This is a genomic window from Streptomyces lancefieldiae (assembly GCF_031845825.1).
GTDB classification, from domain to species: Bacteria; Actinomycetota; Actinomycetes; order Streptomycetales; family Streptomycetaceae; genus Streptomyces; species Streptomyces lancefieldiae.
Genome location: NZ_JAVRFH010000036.1, coordinates 1 through 18,280, shown reverse-complemented (window position 1 = coordinate 18,280; position 18,280 = coordinate 1). Strand labels below are relative to the sequence as shown.

Below are 18,280 nucleotides of genomic sequence, written 5' to 3'. Positions count from 1 at the left end.
CGATGACCAACAACTCCGTAGGAAACGCAGGGCGTCTGCTCTGGGCGGGCCTGCGCGCCCTCCTCGTCCTCACTGTGATCACCGGCATCCTGTACCCGCTCGCTGTCACCGGCATCGCCCAAGTCGCCTTCCCCGGCAAGGCGAACGGCTCCGAGGTCAAGGACGCGAGCGGGAAGGTCGTCGGCTCCGAACTCATCGGGCAGACCTACATTCTGCCGAAGAAGAACCCGGACGACGCCGACGAGGCCGCCCGCCCGGACCTGAAGTGGTTCCAGCCGCGTCCGTCCAACGGCCTGGGCAGCAACAGCGTCAACACCCAGTACTCGATCATCCTCTCCGGCGCGACCAACCGGGCCGGCGACAACGAGGACCTGATCCAGTGGGTCACCGACGCCAAGGCCGCCGTCGTCAAGGACAACTCGACCGCCGACCACGAGGTCAGGCCCGAGGACGTGCCGGCCGACGCCGTCACCTCCTCCGGTTCCGGCCTGGATCCCCACATCTCCCCCGAGTACGCGAAGCTGCAGGTCCACCGTGTGGCGGAGAAGAACAAGCTCACCGTCGCCCAGGTCGACAAGCTCGTCGCCGACCACACCGACGACCGGATCCTCGGCTTCATCGGCGAACCGCGCGTCAACGTCCTCCAGCTCAATGTCGCGCTCAGGGAACTGACCAAGGGCTGACGGCCTTGTCGCGTCCGAGCGGGAGTCGGTCGGCCGACGTGGCCCAGGGCGTGGGTGCGCGGGTTGCAGCGGTAGTACTGCGGGCCCGCGACGCGGCCGTCGGGGGTGGCGGAGGTCCAGCCGCCGAACAGCTCCAGACGAGCACGCCGGTGGCGGACTCCTCCGGCTCGGGCGTGATCCCCGGGCACGCCGGACACGAGGTGGCCCACGCCGTCCGTGCCGGCGACGGACTTCCCGGTGCACGACCGCGACGTCGGCGTCGGTCAGGCCGGTGACGAAGTCGTTCTCCTCACCGGGGCGGGCGGTGGCGTCCACCCGGGCGCCGCGGGCGACGGCGAGCTGGACGGCCGGCGCGCCCACACCACCGGTGGCTCCGGAGACCGGCACCGTCTCGCCCTTGTCCGGGGACACGGCGTCGACGCTGTTCATCCGGGCACTTGCCGAGGCAGTGCCCCCAGAAGTGGCGGACGTCCTCTCCACCGTCGGCTCACGGCTGTCGGAGGAGAAGACATTGATCACGCACATGCACAAGGGCCTCGGCAGAGCCAGGCCCCGGCCCGCATGCTGACGCGCCCGGGGACGTGGAGTCGGTGTTCACCGCCCACTCGCGCCCGCGCTGCGCGCTCTCCCGCCGCTGCCGCCCTGGCCGTCGCCAGGGCGGCGGTCTGATGTCCGGTGGCGCTCACACCATCTTGAGGCCGCCGTCGACGGTGAGGACCGTGCCCGTCGTGTGCGTGTTGCGAGGGCTCGCCAGGTAGGCCACTGCCTCCGCCACCGCCTCGGGCTCGGCGAAGGACCCGATCACCTGCCGGGCCAGGAGTTCCGGCTGCGCCCCGTCGCGGAGCACCTCGGTCAGATCGGTCTTGACGATGCCGGGAGCGACCGCGTTGACGAGGATTCCACGGGATCCGAGTTCCACCGCCATGGCCTTGGTGAACGCCTCCAGACCGCCCTTGGACGCGGCGTAGTTGGCCTGGCCCTTTCCGGGTTTGCTCGCGGCCGCGGAGGTGATGTTGACGATGCGTCCGCGACGCCGGCGCAGCATGGTGAGTGCGACGGCCTGGGTGAGGAACATCGGACCGACGAGGTTGGTGGCGATGACCTGGTGGATGTCGTCCGCCTCCATGGCCAGCAGCAGCTTGTCCCGCGCCATGCCCGCGTTGTTCACCAGAATGTCGATCCGGTCGAACTTCTGGTGCACCGCGTCCACCAGCTGCCGTCCGGTCTCGGGGCGGGAGATGTCACCCGGGAACAGTTCGACCTTGCGGCCGAGTGCGGTGATGCGCTCGGCGACCTCCTCAGCCTGTGACTTCGAGCTGTGGTAATTGAGCGCGATGTCGCATCCGGCTTCCGCCAGCCGGACGACCGTCGCACGGCCGATCCCCCTGCCGGCCCCCGTCACGAGCGCGACCTGACCTTCGAACTCCATGTGCTGTTCTGCTCCATCCGTTGATTACGGGAGACGACCGGACGGCGATCCGACGACCGCCGGTGACGGTGGTGCCCCGGCACGCGGGCCCGCACCGTGTACCGGCCGGGTGGTCAGCGGGACTGCCGGTGGCTCCGGGCGAGCCGCTCCAGCACGGGTACGGTCTCCGCGGGGGTGGGATTGGCCCGCATCTCGGCCCGCAACCGGTCCGCGGCCTGCTGGAGGGAAGGGTCGGTGAGCACTCGCTGAACCGCCGCGCGCAGTGTGGCCGCGTCCAGGTCCTCCGGCCGGATGAAGATGCCGGCGCCCAGGTCGTCGAGCTGCCGGGCCCTGACCGGCACGTCCCAGTGCGCGCCGATGACGATCTGCGGAACGCCGTGCAGGATGGCTGTCACCGAGGTTCCGGCGCCACCGTGGTAGATGATCGTGGCGCAACTCGGCAGCAGCACGTCCATCGAGACGAAGTCGACGATCCGGACGTTGTCGGGGACCTCCGTCAGGTTCTCCCGCTGGGTGCTGTCCAGCGTGGCGACGACCTCGATGTCGAGGTCGCCCAGCGCCGTGAGCAGGTCCTGGAAGCGGACGATGTCCTTGCCGTGGGTCTCGCGCCCCGACACTCCCTGGGTGAGGCAGACGCGCGGTCGCTTCGGCTTCTCGGACAGCCAGCCGGGTACGACGGCAGGGCCGTTGTAGGGAACGAAGCGCATGGGCAGGATCGGCTCGCGAAGGTCGAGCCGGACACTCTCCGGGCCCGGGTCGATGACCCACTGGCCGTTCAGCAACTCCTCCAGCCCGTCTCCGGCGGGCGGGAGGCCCAGCCGCTCCAGGGTCCAGCCGAGCCACTCGGCCATCGGGTCCTCCCGGTGTTCGGGAGCCTGCCGTGCCTTGGCGTCCAAGAACCGTTCCCGGGCCTGACCGATGACGTCGGGGCCCCACAGGATGCGGGCGTGCGCCGCACCCACGGCATGGGCGGCGACCGCTCCCGCGTAGGTGAAGGTTTCCCAGATCACCAGGTCCGGCTGCCAGGAGCGGGCCAGCGCGACGATGTCGTCCATCGTGGAGTCGCCGTTGAGCGGCGCGAAGCACAGCGAGGTCAGAACGGTCTGCCGGCCGAGCAGATGCTCCCAGGACCGCGCCTCGGGCCGCTCCTCGGCGAAGTCCAGCCCCTCCTGATACGGGGCGATGTCTCCGCCGATCTCGGCGAACAGCTCCATCATGTCCTTGTCGTCACCGACCGGCACCGCGGTGAGCCCGGACCCGGTGATGATGTCGGTGATGCGGGGCTGGCTGGCCACTCGCACCTCGTGGCCCGCGGCTTTCAGGGCCCAGGCCAGCGGCACCAGGTGGTAGTAGTGCGTGTTGTGGGCGATCGACGTCATCAGGACGCGCATCGGCTCGTCTCCCCGTTCGGCAGTCGGTGTTCGTCGCGGGTGCTCATGCCGCACCCGGGTCGGTCAGTGCCCCGGAGCCCGTCCGGGCGACGGGGAAGCGGGCGTGGCCGAGCGTGACGGGTGCCCTCCTGAGGCGTACCGCGGTTCCGCTCGGCCGCAGGCCCGGCGCCTCCTGCGCGAGCACCCGCAGCGCACCGCGGGAGAGGGCGCGGACCGTCCGGGCGGCAGAGGTGGAGTGCGCATCGCCGAGGAGCCCCAGGGGGACGCCGACGCCGTCGCCCGACTCGCGGGCGCCGGTGCCGTTCTCCGTCGGGGCCGGGGTGACCGCCGGGTCGCGCTGGGCGGCGGCGATGAGGATCGCCACATGCCCGTCCGCGGGGATCGGCACTCCGGCCAGTTCGAGGTCCTCCTGCGCGATCCTGCTCTCCACCCGCACCGGCGGCTGCCGCCACCAGGTCTCCGCCATGACGGCGTCGGCCTTCTCCGGGTTCTGGCAGAGGGCGTCCCACTGCCCGGGGGAGCTGCCCAGCGCCTCGAACGCGTTGCAGATGAGCGCGCCGGAGGGGGCGGCCACGTCGACTGCCAGAGCGAGAGCTGCCTGAGCGGACCGTGGTCCGCCGTCGCCGAGGTGGCGCGCGAGCAGTTCCCGGAGCTCGGCCGCCGCTCCCAGGCCGGTCCGTGTGATGTCGAGAGTCTGCGGGCACAGCCGGCTGTCGAGGCTGCGGGCACAGTCGGCCAGCAGTTCCTCGAACCGGCCGTGCCCGGCTGCGGGCAGCCCGAGGAATTCCGCCAGGACCTGTGCCGGCAGGCGTCGCGCGAAGTCGGCAACGAGGTCGAAGTCGGCGCCGAGCGCGCCCAGGAGGGTGCGTGACACCTGCTCGGCGAGGGCCTCCACGGCCACCTCGTCCTGCGCCGACACCGCCGGCTGGGCGTCGGCCGGCACGCCGCCGTGCTCCCGCGCGCGGGCCGGACCGATCTCGGGTCCTGCCGGCGGGAGAAGTTCCGCACGGTACCGTCCCCCCGCCCGGGTCAGCGCTCCGAAGCGGACGTCGGTCAGGACGGACCGGGCGAGGGCGCCGTCCGCGATCACCCAGGTGTCCAGCACCTCGCTGTGGAACACCGGTCCACGTGCGCGGACCTTCTCCTCGTAGGGGCTGGGGTCGTCCCGCTGGGCGCGCAGGATCAGCGCGTAGGGGTCTCCCTGCGATCCTGCGAACCAGTGGCCCACGTAGGTTCGTTGAAGTCTGCGGCCGAGTGCGGACGGGGTGGTCCACTGCGTTGTCACGGGACTCCTCCAAGGTGTCGCGGTGTACGGACAGCGGGGGGGGAGGCAGCCGTCCGGCACCCGGCGACATTCCCCCCCGGGGTGGTTCACAGGGCGTCGAGCCATCTGTGGACGGTCTCCGCGAGGTGGCGGGCGTGCTCGGTCATCAGCGTCAGGTGGGTGCCCGGCACGTCGACGGCGGTGTGGTCGCCGCCCTCCCAGCGTGCCCGCCAGCTCTCCGGTTCCCCGGACCACTGCCCCACCGGCTCCGTCGCCCGCAGGAACAGGACAGGCGCCTTCGTGGGCCTCGGCGCCCACTGCAGGAGCATCTGGTTGTAGGCACCCATCGCCGTCAGCCGGGAGTCGTCGATGGACACCACCGAACGCTGCGCGACCCAGTCGAGCATCTCGTTGCGCCACACCCCCATCGCCCCCGGCGAACTGGGGAGATAGACGTCCGCCAGGATCAGCGCCCCGGGACCCGCGCCGCGCTCCTCCAGCCGGCAGGTCAGCGCGTGTGCCAGCGCACCGCCCGCCGAGTGGCCGAAGAGGGCGTAGGGCCTGTCACCGGTGTGCCGCAGCACCGCGTCGGCCTGCGCGTCGAGCAGCGCGTCCAGGGAGCCGGGCAGCAACTCGTCCGCGCGGAAGCCGGGCTGGCGCAGCGCCGACACGGTCAGCCGGTTGTCCAGGGCCGCGGCCAGTGCGGTGAACTCCTCGGGACCCGACGCCACCGCCGTGCCCGCGCAGCAGATCAGCTCCGGTCCCGCACCGTCCGCGGTGGCCAGGGACACCGGCGCCGGCTGCCATGCGGCGGCCGCCTGCCCGAGGGTTTCCCCGGCCGCGAGGAGGTGATCGGCGGGGAAAGCGGGCCGGAAGGCGGCGAGTTCGGCGAGTGTGCCGATGAACGGCTCGGCCCGGCCGAGCCGCACGGCCCGCCGGTACATCGCCGTCAGGCTGCTCTCGCCGGCCGCGTCCGGGCCTTGGCCGGGCGTGCCGTCGCGACCGGCGGCCGTCAGGGCGGCTGCCAGGTGCCCGGCCAGCTCCCTGGGGGTGGGGTGTTCGAGGACGAGGGAGGACGGCACCTCCAGCCCGGTGGCGCCGGTCAGGGCGGCGCCCAGTTCGAGGGCAGCGAGCGAGTCGAAACCGATGTCGCCGAAGGGGGTGTCGGCCGGTACGTCCTCCAATTCGGCGTGGCCGAGTGCGGCCGCCGCTTGTGTCCGCACCAGCACGAGCAGGTCCTGTGCGCTCAGCGCGGGCCGGGCCGCCGGACCGGTGGTCTCCTCCGCGCCGGCCGGCCCGGCCGCGGGGCCCACCGCGGGCGCGGCGGGCCCCGCGGCCCTCGCGGGCACGGGAGCCGCCGCCTCCAGCCAGAACCGCTGATGCCGGAAGGCATAGGTGGGCAGTGTGGTGTGGCGGGCGCCGGTGCCGGCGTAGAACCTGGACCAGTCCACCTCCACGCCGCGCGCGTAGGCCGTGGCGAGCGCCGTCAGGAGGGTACTGCCCTCCGGCCGCTCCCGACGCATCACGGGCACCAGCGCGGCCCGCGCCCGGCCGGGCGCCTCGGCGGCCGTCTCCCCGGCCGTCTCCTCCTTCAGGGTCTCCAGGGCCAGGCCGCAGAGCACACCGTCCGGCCCCAGCTCCACGAAGGTGCTGACGCCGCGCGCGCGAGCGGCGCGCACCCCGTCGTGGAACCGGACGGTCTCCCTCGCCTGCCGGACCCAGTAGTCGGCGGCGGTGAGTTCCCCGGCCTCGGCCGCGCGGCCGGTCAGGCCGCTGATCACGTCGAGCGTCGGCTCGCGGTACTCCACCGCGTCCGCGACCCGGCGGAACGCCTCCAGCATGGAGTCCAGGCGAGGGGAGTGGAAGGCGTGGCTGACGTTCAGGCGCTTGGTCCGCACCCCGTACTCGGTCAGTTCCTCGGCAAGCGCCGAGACGGCGTCCTCGTCCCCCGAGACGACAACGGAGCGGGGCCCGTTGACGGCCGCCACCGCGATGCGGTCCTCCTGTCCGGCGATCAGGTCCCGCACCTCGTGCTCGGCGGCACGGACCGACAGCATCGCGCCGCCGGCCGGCAGTTCCTGCATGAGCCGGCCACGGGCGGCGACCAGTGCGCAGGCGTCCGCCAACCCGAACACCCCGGCCACGTGGGCAGCGGCCAGCTCGCCCACGGAGTGACCGAGCAGCACATCGGGGCGCAGCCCCCAGCCTTCGAAGAGCCGGAACAGCGCGACCTCCACGGCGAACAGGGCGGCCTGGGCGTATTGCGTGCCGTCGAGCAGCGCGGCCTCCGTCGAACCGGCCTCCGCGAACATCACCGTCGACAACGGCCGGTCCAGATGGGCGTCCAGATGCTGCGCGATCACGTCCAGCTCCCGTGCGAACGCCGGGTACTGCGCGTACAGCTGCTCCGCCATGCCGGGTCGCTGACTGCCCTGCCCGCTGAACAGGAAGGCGGTACGCCCTTCGCCCTGCACGGTGTCCCGCACCGCCCCGCCCGGGTCGCGGTCTTCCGCCATCGCCTTCAGCGCCCCGAGCACGTCGGCACGGGATCCGCCCTCGGCGGAGGCGTCCGCGAGCAGCACGGTCCGGTGCTCGAAGTGGGTGCGGGTCGTGGCGAGGGAGAACCCGACGTCCAGCGGGTCGAGGTCCGGGTGCTGTTCCAGGTGTGCCGCCAGGCGCGCGGCCTGCTCGCGCAACGCCGGCCCCGTACGGCCGGACAGCGTCCACGGGACCAGGGCCGGCCGCCCCACCACGGCCGGGCGCTCCGCTTCGAGCTGTACGGGCGGCGCCTCTTCGAGGATGACGTGACCGTTGGTGCCGCTCACGCCGAAGGCCGAGACTCCGGCCCGCCGGGGGGTGCCGGTCCGCGGCCACGGCACCGTCTCGGTCAGCAGCCGCACCTGCCCGTCGCCCCAGTCGACGTGCCGCGTCGGGCTGGTCACATGGAGCGTGCGGGGAAGCACCGCGTGCCGCAGCGCCATCACCGTCTTGATGACGCCGCCCACTCCGGCTGCCGCCTGCGCGTGACCGAAGTTCGACTTCAACGACCCGACCCACAGGGGACGTTCCGGACTCCTCTCCTCACCGTACGTGTCCAGCAGCGCCTGCGCCTCGATGGGGTCGCCCAGCCGGGTACCGGTGCCGTGCGCCTCCACCGCGTCGATCTGACCGGCCTCCAGCCGGGCGTCGGCCAGCGCGCGGCGGATGACTCGCTGCTGGGAGGGCCCGTTGGGCACGGACAGGCCACTGCTGGCACCGTCCTGGTTCACCGCCGTACCCCGCACGACGGCGAGGACCCGATGCCCCTTGCGTACCGCGTCCGACAGCCTCTCCACCACCAGGACGCCGACGCCCTCGGCCCAGCCCGTACCGTCCGCCGCGTCGTCGAACGCCTTGCAGCGCCCGTCCGGGGCGAGCCCCCGCTGCCGGGCGAACTCCACGTAGGCGGCCGGGTTGGCGAGCACGGCGACTCCGCCGGCCAGGGCGAACTCGCACTCCTCGCGGCGCAGCGCCTGCACCGCCAGGTGCAGTGCCACCAGTGAGGAGGAGCAGGCCGTCTCGACGGTCATGGACGGGCCTTCCAGGCCCAGGAAGTAGCTGATCCGGCCCGACAGGACCGCATCGGCATTGCCGGTGAGCAGGTAGCCGTCGGACCCCTCCGGCAGACGTCCCGACGCCGCCGCGTCGCCCGGCACGTAGCCCTGGTTCGCCGCGCCGACGAACACACCGCCCTGGCTGCCGCGCAGCGCGCGCGGGTCCAGCCGGGCCTGCTCCAGGGCTTCCCAGGACGCCTCCATCAGCTGGCGCTGCTGCGGGTCCATCACAGCGGCCTCGCGCGGTCCGATCCCGAAGAACGCCGCGTCGAAGTCTCCCGCGTCGTACAGGAACCCGCCCTCGCGGCAGTACGTCGTGCCCGGGACCGACGGATCCGGGTCGTAGATCCGCTCCACGTCCCAGCCCCGGTCCTCGGGGAAGGGACCCACCGCGTCCGTCCCCGACACGACGAGTTCCCAGAGGTCCTCGGGCGAGCGGACCCCGCCGGGATAGCGGCAGGCCATGCCGACGATCGCGATGGGCTCGTGACGGGCCGCGAGGAGTTCGCGGTTGCGCTTGCGCAGCCGTTCTGCGTCCTTGACGGAGGTGCGCAGTGCCTCTAGCACCTTCTCCTGGGACAGAGCCATGAGTGGTCTCCTAGCTGGGCTCCGGGCCGTGACCCGGTGAGGTCTGTGTGGTTCGTGCGGCCGAAGGCGGCGACGGCACGGCGGGCCCCGGCGCCGCCCGCAGCGGTCAGGAATCGGACTGGTTGAGGACGAGGTCGACCAGTGCTTCGGCGTCCAGACCGTCGACTTCCGCCGGCGCGGACTCCTCGTCCGGCGTGGCCCCGCCGCGATGCGGCTCGTCGCCCGGCAGGTCGTCCCGGCCGCCGGACTCCGCTCCCGGTCCGGCGAGCTCGAGCAGACCGTCGAGGAGGCCCGCGGCCCGCAGCCGGGCCAGCGGCACGTTCTGCAGTGCCTGGCGGATCTCCGCCTCCTGCGCTGCCGCGTCGCTCGGCACCGCCAGCAGGACGTCGAGACGGGCTGCCGCGGCACGGGCGTTGGGGTGGTCGAACGCGAAGGTGGCGGGGATCTTGGTACCCACGGCCGCACCGAGCTTGTTCGCCAGTTCCACGGCGGTGACCGAGCTGAACCCCAGCGTCCGGAACCCCGCGTCGGACTCGATGTGCTGCGGCCCCGGGTGACCGAGTACGGCGGCGGCGTGGCGGCGCACGAGATCGAGCAGGATCTCCCGCCGGTCGTCGCCCGTGGCCCCGGCGAGCCGTGCCAGCACGCCCTGGTCGGCTGCCCCGCCGGGCCGTACGCCGCCCGGGAGGTCCTCCGACGACCCGCCCGTCGTTCCGTCCGGCGCGGTACGCACTCCGGGCAGCTCCCCGATCAGCGGGCTGGGCCGGAAAGCGGTGAACGACTGTGCGAACCGGGACCAGTCGACGTCGACCACGCTCACGCAGGTGTCCCCTCGGTCCAGGGCCTCGCCCAGTGCGGCGACGGCCGACTCGGGCTCCATCGGCCGCAGACCTAGGGCGGTGAGGAATTCCTCGCCCTGTTCGCCCGCCATGCCTCCGCCGTCCCACAGGCCCCAGGAGACCGAAGTGGCGGTCAGTCCCTCCGCCCGGCGCTGCTCGGCCAGCGCGTCCAGTGCGGCGTTGGCGGCTCCGTATGCGCTCTGCCCGCCACTCCCCCACACGCCGGCGCCCGACGCGTACAGCACGAACGCGTCCAGCTCCTTCTCCCTGGTCAGGTCGTGCAGATGCCGCGCCCCGACGACCTTGCCCGAGAGTACGGCGGCGAGCCCCGCCACATCCGTCTCGGCCAGCGGAGCCGAGTGCGGGACACCGGCAGCGTGGAACACCGCCGTCAGCGGCTGCCTGGCCGGCAGGGTGTCCAGCAGCACCCGCAACGCGTCCCGGTCCGCCACGTCGCAGGCCGCGACGGTCACCTCTGCGCCCAGCTCCTTGATCTCCGCTGACAGTTCCGCGGCTCCCGGTGCGTCCACGCCCCGCCGCCCGGCCAGAATGATGTGCTCGGCGCCGTTGCGGGCCAGCCACCGCGCCAGATGGCCTCCGAGAGATCCGGTTCCGCCGGTCACCAGAACCGTGCCGCGCGGTTGGTAGCCGCCCTTCGCTTCCCGGCGGGCGGATGCGGAAGTGCTGGAGGCGGGCAGCAGCCTACGGCCGTACGCGCCCGACGCGCGCAGGGCCACCTGGTCCTCGGCACAGGTCTCCGACAGCACGCGCACGAGCTGTCGCCCTTGCCGTCCGGCATCCCGCGCCACCCGGGGGAGGTCCACCATCCCGCCCCACCGGGTGGGGAGCTCGAGCGCCGCACAGCGGCCCAGGCCCCAGACCTGGGCACCGGCTGACGACGGGCGCTCGGCGGGGGACACCGCGACCGCCCCGAGGGTCACGACCCACAGCTTCGGCTCCACGCCCCGGGCCACGTCCACGTCCAGATCCGCGCACGCCTGCGCGAGCAGCATCGTGGCTGCCGTGGCACGGTCGACGCCCGGATGGTCCGGGTGCCGCCGCTCATCGGTGCCCAGGAGGGAGAGAATGCCCACGAGGGGTTCCTGCTCTTCGGCCGCGGTGGTGGTGAGCCGGGCCGACAGGTCGGCGCGGTCCGTCGCCGTCGCGTCGACCGTGAGACGGGAGACCGTGGCGCCGTGGGTGGTGAGGGCCTGCTCGACGTCGTGGGCGACACGCGTGGCGTCCGCGTCCAGGTGCTCGGGCACGACGAGCAGCCACCGGCCGTCAAGACGCACCGACTCCCGCAACGACAGGCCTTTCCACGCCACGCGGTAACGCCAGCTCTCGATTCCTGACGCTGCGGCGGTCCCGGTCACCGCCGTGGAGGGGCTCGACTCAAGCCAGTAACGCCGGCGTTGGAAGGGGTAGGTGGGCAGGTCGACGGTGCGGGCACCGGTGCCCTCGAAGAGTGCCGGCCAGGAGACGTCGACACCCTGGACGAACGCCTCCGCCACCGAGGTCAGGAAACGCCGCAGACCCCCCTCACCACGGCGCAGCGAACCCACCGCACACACCTGCCGGCCCACCGACTCCGCCGTCTCCTGCACCGCACCCGTCAGCACCGGATGCGCGCCGGCCTCCACGAACACCCCGAAACCATCCCCGAGCAGACGCTCCACCGTCTCCTGGAACCGCACCGGCCGACGCAGATTCCGCAGCCAGTACCCCGCATCCAACGACGCCGTGTCGACCACCGCAGCTTCCACCGTCGAGTAGAACGGAATCTCCCCCGTACGCGGACGGATACCGGCCAGGACCTCCTCCAGCTCACCACCCAACGCCTCCACATGCACCGAGTGCGAGGCATAGTCCACCGGCAGACGACGTGCCCGCACCCCCTCCGCCCCACACCCCGCCACGAACCTCTCCACCGCCTCCGTGTCACCCGCAACCACCGTGGCAGACGGCCCGTTCACCACCGCCACACCCAAACTCCCCGCCCACCCCACCAGACGCTCCTCCACCACAGCCACCGGCAACGCCACCGACGCCATCCCACCCCGCCCCGCCAGCACACGCCCGATCAACCGCGCACGCAACACCACCACCCGCGCCCCGTCCTCCAACGACAGACCACCCGCCACCACCGCAGCAGCAATCTCCCCCTGCGAATGCCCCACCACCGCATCCGGCACCACACCCAACGACCGCCACAACTCCGCCAACGACACCATCACCGCAAACGAAACCGGCTGCACCACCTCCACCCGCCCCAAAGCAGCCTCATCCCCCAGCACCTCCGACAACCGCCACTCCACCAACCCCGCAAACACCGCCTCACACCGCGCCATCGACTCCGCGAACACAGCCGACTCCGCCCACAACCGCACCGCCATACCCACCCACTGCGTCCCCTGACCCGGAAACACAAACACCGACCGGCCACCCCCGACCGACACCACACCCGACACCACACCCGACGACACCCCACCACCACCGGCCAACGCACCCAGACCCGCATCCAGCTCCCCACCATCCCCCGCCAGCACCACAGCCCGATGCTCGAACACCGACCGCGACACCACCGACGACCACCCCACATCCACCAACCCCCCAGCCCCCACCACACCCCGAACCCGGCCCGCCAACTCACGCACCACACCCACAGAACGACCCGACACCACCACCGGCACCACAGCCAACGACACACCAGCCCCGGCCTCCCCCTCCACCGGGACCGGCGCCTCCTCCACCACCACATGCGCGTTCGTCCCGCTCACACCGAACGAGGACACCGCGGCCCTGCGCGGACGCCCCACCTCGGGCCACGGCTCCTGCTCCGTCAGCAGAGCGACGGCCCCCGCCGACCAGTCCACCTCCGCCGTCGGCGCATCCACATGCAACGTCCTCGGCAACACACCGTGCCGCATCGCCATGACCATCTTGATCACACCGGCCACACCCGCAGCAGCCTGCGTATGACCCACATTCGACTTCAGCGAACCAAGCCACAACGGACGCCCCCCATCCCGCTGCCCATACGTCGCCAGCAACGCCTGCGCCTCGATCGGATCACCCAGACGCGTCCCCGTCCCATGCGCCTCCACCACATCCACATCACCCACACCCAACCGCGCATCCCCCAACGCGCGGCGAATCAGACGCGACTGGGCCCGCCCACTCGGTGCTGTCAATCCGTTGCTCGCACCGTCCTGGTTGACCGCCGAGCCACGCACCACCGCCAGCACCCGACGCCCATGCCGCACCGCATCCGACAACCGCTCCACCGCCAGCACACCCACGCCCTCAGCCGGTCCGAAGCCGTCGGCCGAGGCGGAGAACGCCTTGCAGCGGCCGTCGGCGGCCACTCCGCGCTGCCGTGAGAAGCGCACGAACACATCGGGCGTCGACATGACGGTCGCACCGCCCGCGAGGGCGAGGTCGCACTCGCCGCTGCGCAGCGCCCGCACCGCCAGATGCAGCGCGACCAGCGACGACGAACACGCCGTGTCCACCGTCACCGCCGGCCCCTCCAGACCCAGGAGGTAGGAGACGCGGCCGGAGGTGAAGCTCACTACGCCGCCGGTGAGCAGCTGGGCCTCCAGTTCCGCCGAGGGCTGGGGAATCCCGTCGGCGTACCCGCCGTTCCAGGCACCCATATAGACGCCGGTCCGCGTGCCGCGCAGTGCGTGCGGGTCGATACCCGCCCGCTCCAACGCCTCCCACGACGTCTCCAGCAGCAACCGCTGCTGCGGATCCATCGCCAACGCCTCACGCGGCGAGATACCGAAGAACCCCGCGTCGAACTCCCCCGCGTCGTGGAGGAAGCCGCCTTCCCGGACGTAGGCACGCCCCGCCGCGTCCGGATCCGGGTCGTACAGGCCCGCCACGTCCCAGCCCCGGTCCACCGGGAAGGGAGAGACCGCGTCCACCTCCGCCGCCACCAGATCCCACAACTCCTCCGGCGAAGACGCCCCGCCCGGGAACCGGCATCCCATCCCCACGATCGCAATCGGCTCGTGAGCGCGGTGTTCCAGGTCCTTCAGCCGTTCCGTGGCCTTGTGGAGTTCGGTGGTGGCCCGCTTGAGGTAGTCGCGGAGCTTCTGCTCGTGTTCGGTCGCCATCTCTCATCACCAGTCAGCTGAGTCGTCGGTCCGTACGGTGGTGCCTGCGGTCAGGAGTCGCCGAAGCTCTCGTCGAGAAAGGCGAAGATCTGGTCGTCGTCGGCGGAGTCGATGTCTTCGACGATCGAGTCGCCGTGCTTCTGCGCCCTGCCACTGCCGTGGAGTCCGTCCCACAGGGAACCAAGGGCGGCGAGACGTACGGCGATCTCGTCGCGGGCGATCTCGTCGGGGGCGACCGAGCCAAGGTCGGCGGCGGTCAGCTCCTTGAACGCTGCTTCGAGTCGGTCGAGCTCGGCGAGCAGCGGCGGTACGTTCGACTCCTCGGGAACCAGCCGCGAGCGGAGGTGCTCGGCGAGGTCCGCCGGAGCGGGGTGGTCGAAGACCAGCGTCGCCGCGAGGTGCAGCCCCGTGGCGGCGGCGAGCCGGTTGCGCATCTCGACGGCCGTCAGCGAGTCGAAGCCCAGGTCCTTGAACGCCCGGTCGGCCTGTATGCCGTCCGCGCCGGTGTGGCCGAGGACAAGGGCCGCGTGCGTGCGCACGGTGTCGAGGAGCAGCGCCCGCTGTTCGTCCTCGGTCAGTCCGGACAGCCGGTCGGGGAGGTTCGCCGGGTCGCCTCCGACGGGAGCACCCGAGGACGACGGCCCGGCGTTCCCGCGGCGGGCCGCGGAATTCCCCGCCCCGCCCTGGACCAGTCCGCGGAAGACCGGCGGGACGTTCCCGTCGGTGCTCAGGGCGGCGGTGTGGAAGCGCACCGGCATCTGGAGCGCCTCGTCGAAGCCCTGGGCCGCGTCGAACAGTGCCATGCTCTCCGCCGGGGACAGCGGCAGGACACCACCCCTGGCCATGCGCCGGAGCAGAGCTTGGGTATCCAGGTGGGACGTCATCCGTCCGTTCCCGGCCAGACCCCAGCCGAGCGAGAGCGCGGGCAGTGAGCGGCCACGCCGGTACTGGGCGAGTCCGTCCAGGAAGCCGTTGGCGGCGGCGTAGCTGCCCTGGCCCGCGCCGCCGAGCAGGGCCGCGACGGAGGAGAACAGGACGAACACCGACAGGTCGAGGCCGAGCTCGGGATCGAGGGCGGCTTCGTGGAGGTTGAGTGCGGCATCCACCTTGGGTCGCAGGACGCCGTCGATCCTGTCCGGGGTCAATGAGGTGACGACGCCGTCGTCGAGTACGCCCGCCGCGTGGACGACGCCGGTGAGCCGACGCTCCGGCGGTACGCTGCCGAGCAGGCTCCGGAGCGCCGCACGGTCGGCGACGTCGCAGGCGGCGACGGTCACGGAGGCGCCCAGGTCGTTCAGTTCCCGCACGAGTTCAGTGGCGCCCTCGGCCTCGGCTCCCCGCCGCCCGGCCAGGAGCAGGTGGCGCACTCCGTGTTCGGTCACGAGATGCCGGGCGAGCGTTCCGCCCAGGTTTCCGGTGCCGCCGGTGATCAGTACCGTGCCGTGCGGATCGAAGGCCGGCGGCATCGTCAGTACCAGTTTGCCGACGTGTCCGGCCTGGCTGAGCGTACGGAAGGCATCGGGTGCCCGCCGGACGTCGTACGGTGTGACGGGCAGCAGGCGCAGCGCCCCGGACTCGAACAGTTCCAGCAGGTCGGTGAGCATGCGGCCGATCAGCTCCGGTCCGGCCTCCATCAGCTCGAAGGCCCGGTAGCCGGTTCCCGGCCGGTCGGCGGCCACCTGCACGGCATCGCGTACATCCGCCTTGCCCAGTTCCACGAACTGCCCTCCGCGCGGCAGCAGTCGCAGGGAGGCGTCGACGAAGTCGCCCGCGAGTGAGTTCAGGACGACGTCCACGCCGCGCCCGCCGGTCGTGTCGAGGAACCGGGCTGCGAAGTCCAGCGTCCGGGAACTGGCGATGTGCCGGTCGTCCAGGCCCTGCGCCCGCAGTACGTCCCACTTGGCCGGGCTGGCCGTGCCGAAGACCTCGGCCCCGAAATGCCGGGCCAGTTGGACCGCGGCCATGCCCACGCCACCCGCCGCCGCATGCACCAGCACCGACTGGCCTGCACGCAGACCGGCCAGGTGCTTGAGTCCGTAGTAGGCGCTGAGGAAGACAGCGGGTACCGAGGCGGCCTCCGCGTAGGACCAGTCGCGCGGCATCGGGGCCACCATGCGGTGGTCGGCCACGGCGTACGGCCCGAACCCGTCGGTCCACATGCCCAGTACCCGGTCCCCGACGGCGAGGCCCGCCACGTCCGGGCCGACCTCGGTGATCACGCCGGCGCCCTCGGCGCCCATCACGCCCTCCCCCGGGTACATGCCGAGCGCGATGAGCGTGTCCCGGAAGTTGAGGCCGGCCGCTCGCACCGCGATCCGCACCTGCCCCGGTGCGAGCGGAACGGTGTCGGCCTGCGCCGGCACGAGCGTGAGGTCCGAAAGGGTTCCGGTACTGGCGCCGACCAGATGCCAGGCCCGAGTGCCGGCGGGCGGCAGCAGCATCTGCGAGTCCCGCGCGGACAGGGTCGCCAGCCTGGGCACGTGCACGTTCCCGTCGCGCAGCGCGAGTTGCGGTTCGCCGGAACCGATCGCGGCTGACAGGGCCGCCCCGTCCACGGCACCCTCGTCGAGGTCCACGAGTACGAAGCGGTCCGGCTGCTCCGACTGCGCAGACCTGACCAGACCCCAGACGGCCGAAGCCACCGGGTCCCGCAACGGGTCCGCGTCACCCGTGGACACCGCGCCGCTCGTGATCAGCACCAGGCGCCCGTCCGCTCCCGGACCCCCGCCCTCTCCTGCCGCTTCGTCCGCGGACAGCCAGCCCTGTACCAGTTCCAGGGCCTGGTGGACGGCGTGACGCACCGCGACGGCGTCCATGGTGGGCGACTGCGAGAGGGGGACGGCTATGAGGGAGGTCGTGTCGGTGGCAGCAGGGGACCCTGCCGTGTCCGCCGGGGTCCGCATGGCCGTCAGCGCGTCGGCCAGGTTCCGGTGACGCTCGGTCCGTATGCCGGCACCGGACAGCACTTCCGCGAGCCCGGGGCCGTCGTCCTCGTCCCCGACCACGATCCAGCGGAAGGCGGTCGTAGACGTGGTGCCGGCGGCCGGCGAGGGCAGTACGGGCCACTCGACCCGGTGCAGCATGTCCTGGGTCGCGTCCTGTCCGGCAGGCCGCAACTGGTCCGGGGAGACCGGGCTCACGACGAGGGCGTCGATCTCGCAGACGAGCCGCCCCTGCTCATCGGCGCACTCCACGCGTACGGCATCGTCGCCGACCGGCGAGACACGGACCCGCAGGCGCTCGGCCCCAGGGGTGTACAGGCGTATCCCACGGAAGGTGTACGGCACGCGCGCCTGTCCGTCGTCGGGGAAGAACGATCCCAGACGCATCGTCTGGAACGCCGCGTCGAGCAGCGCGGGATGCAGGCCGAATCGCTCGCCGGGCGGCAAGGCACCCTGGTCCAGCGCGACTTCGGCGTAGACGTCGCTCCCGTCCTGGCGGCCTGACCGTACGCCCTGGAACAGCGGGCCGTAGCCGTAACCGCGTGCGGCGAAGGACGCGTAGAAGTCCTCGGCCAGGAAGGTGTCCGACTCCGTCGCGGCCATGGTCCATTCCGCCGCGGGGAAACCGAGGTTCCCGTCCGCGACCGCGCCGGAAGCCGGGGCGGCAGGGGCGGGGGCGACCGTCGCCTGGGCGTGCTTCGTCCAGTCGGCCGCGTCCCTGCGGGTCTCCGCCTCCGCGTCCGTCTCGTGCGATGCCGCAGGTGTGCGCGCGGTGCCCGGGTGCGCGTCCGGGCGCGAGTGGATGGTGATCGTACGACGTCCCTCGGCGTCCGTCGCGCCCACGACCAGCCGCAGTTGGACGGCGGCGCTGTCGGACAACAGCAGCGGTGAGGTCAGCGTCAGCTCCTCGACCAGCTCACAGCCCAGCTCTCCGCCGGCCCACAGGACGAGGTCGACGAAGGCCGCACCTGGCAGCAACGGCGTACCCAGCAGGGTGTGTTCCAGCAGCCAGGGATGCGAGTCAGCGGTGAGCCGGGCGGTGTAGAGGTGCTCACCTCCTTCCGGGAGTTCCGTGCCGGCGTCGAGCAACGGGTGACCGGCCTCCGCCATACCGAAGGAGGACACGTCTCCCTTGCGGCGAGCAGGGTCGTTGTACCAGTAGTGCCGGCGTTGGAAGGGATAGGTGGGCAGGTCGACGGTGCGAGCACCGGTGCCCTCGAAGAGTGCCGGCCAGGAGACGTCGACACCCTGGACGAACGCTTCCGCCACGGAGGTCAGGAAACGCCGCAGACCCCCCTCGCCACGGCGCAGCGAACCCACCGCACACACCTGCCGGCCCACGGACTCCGCCGTCTCCTGCACCGCACCCGTCAGCACCGGATGCGCGCCGGCCTCCACGAACACCTCGAAACCATCAGCCAGGAGAC

8 protein-coding genes are annotated in these 18,280 nt (G+C 72.2%); 2 read left to right on the top strand and 6 right to left on the bottom strand.

The features are described 5' to 3' along the window. Positions 1-2: 2 nt before the first annotated feature. Complete coding sequence (locus tag RM812_RS28435) at positions 3-683, top strand: potassium-transporting ATPase subunit C (RefSeq protein WP_311578303.1); 681 nt, start codon at positions 3-5, stop codon at positions 681-683. A 271-nt stretch (positions 684-954) separates the two neighbouring features. Then, on the top strand, positions 955-1,251 hold the full coding sequence (locus tag RM812_RS28430) for a hypothetical protein (protein WP_311578300.1): 297 nt from the start codon (positions 955-957) through the stop codon (positions 1,249-1,251). 114 nt (positions 1,252-1,365) lie between these two features. On the opposite strand, the gene RM812_RS28425 is transcribed toward RM812_RS28430, so the two are convergent. From RM812_RS28425 to RM812_RS28400, 6 genes are all read right to left on the bottom strand, one after another. Then, a complete protein-coding gene (locus tag RM812_RS28425) occupies positions 1,366-2,112 on the bottom strand; it encodes a 3-oxoacyl-ACP reductase family protein (RefSeq protein ID WP_311578298.1) in 747 nt (248 codons plus the stop codon). 113 nt (positions 2,113-2,225) lie between these two features. Continuing rightward, complete coding sequence (locus RM812_RS28420) at positions 2,226-3,503, bottom strand: activator-dependent family glycosyltransferase (protein ID WP_311578295.1); 1,278 nt, start codon at positions 3,501-3,503, stop codon at positions 2,226-2,228. 43 nt (positions 3,504-3,546) lie between these two features. Continuing rightward, positions 3,547-4,788, bottom strand: coding sequence for a cytochrome P450 family protein (locus RM812_RS28415; RefSeq protein WP_311578289.1), 1,242 nt, complete (start codon positions 4,786-4,788; stop codon positions 3,547-3,549). A gap of 86 nt (positions 4,789-4,874) precedes the next feature. Next, positions 4,875-8,948, bottom strand: a complete 4,074-nt coding sequence (locus tag RM812_RS28410) for a type I polyketide synthase (RefSeq protein ID WP_311578286.1) — start codon at positions 8,946-8,948, stop codon at positions 4,875-4,877. A gap of 106 nt (positions 8,949-9,054) precedes the next feature. Further along, on the bottom strand, positions 9,055-13,911 hold the full coding sequence (locus RM812_RS28405; protein ID WP_311578283.1) for a type I polyketide synthase: 4,857 nt from the start codon (positions 13,909-13,911) through the stop codon (positions 9,055-9,057). A gap of 50 nt (positions 13,912-13,961) precedes the next feature. Continuing rightward, a partial coding sequence (locus tag RM812_RS28400; RefSeq protein WP_449657849.1) for an SDR family NAD(P)-dependent oxidoreductase occupies positions 13,962-18,280 on the bottom strand: 4,319 nt, incomplete at its 5' end.

Bases quoted from the DNA above. Each gene is read 5' to 3' on its own strand.
- RM812_RS28435 (WP_311578303.1), top strand. From the start codon at position 3: ATGACCAACAACTCCGTAGGAAACGCAGGGCGTCTGCTCTGGGCGGGC.
- RM812_RS28425 (WP_311578298.1), bottom strand. From the start codon at position 2,112: ATGGAGTTCGAAGGTCAGGTCGCGCTCGTGACGGGGGCCGGCAGGGGG.
- RM812_RS28420 (WP_311578295.1), bottom strand. From the start codon at position 3,503: ATGCGCGTCCTGATGACGTCGATCGCCCACAACACGCACTACTACCAC.
- RM812_RS28410 (WP_311578286.1), bottom strand. From the start codon at position 8,948: ATGGCTCTGTCCCAGGAGAAGGTGCTAGAGGCACTGCGCACCTCCGTC.
- RM812_RS28405 (WP_311578283.1), bottom strand. From the start codon at position 13,911: ATGGCGACCGAACACGAGCAGAAGCTCCGCGACTACCTCAAGCGGGCC.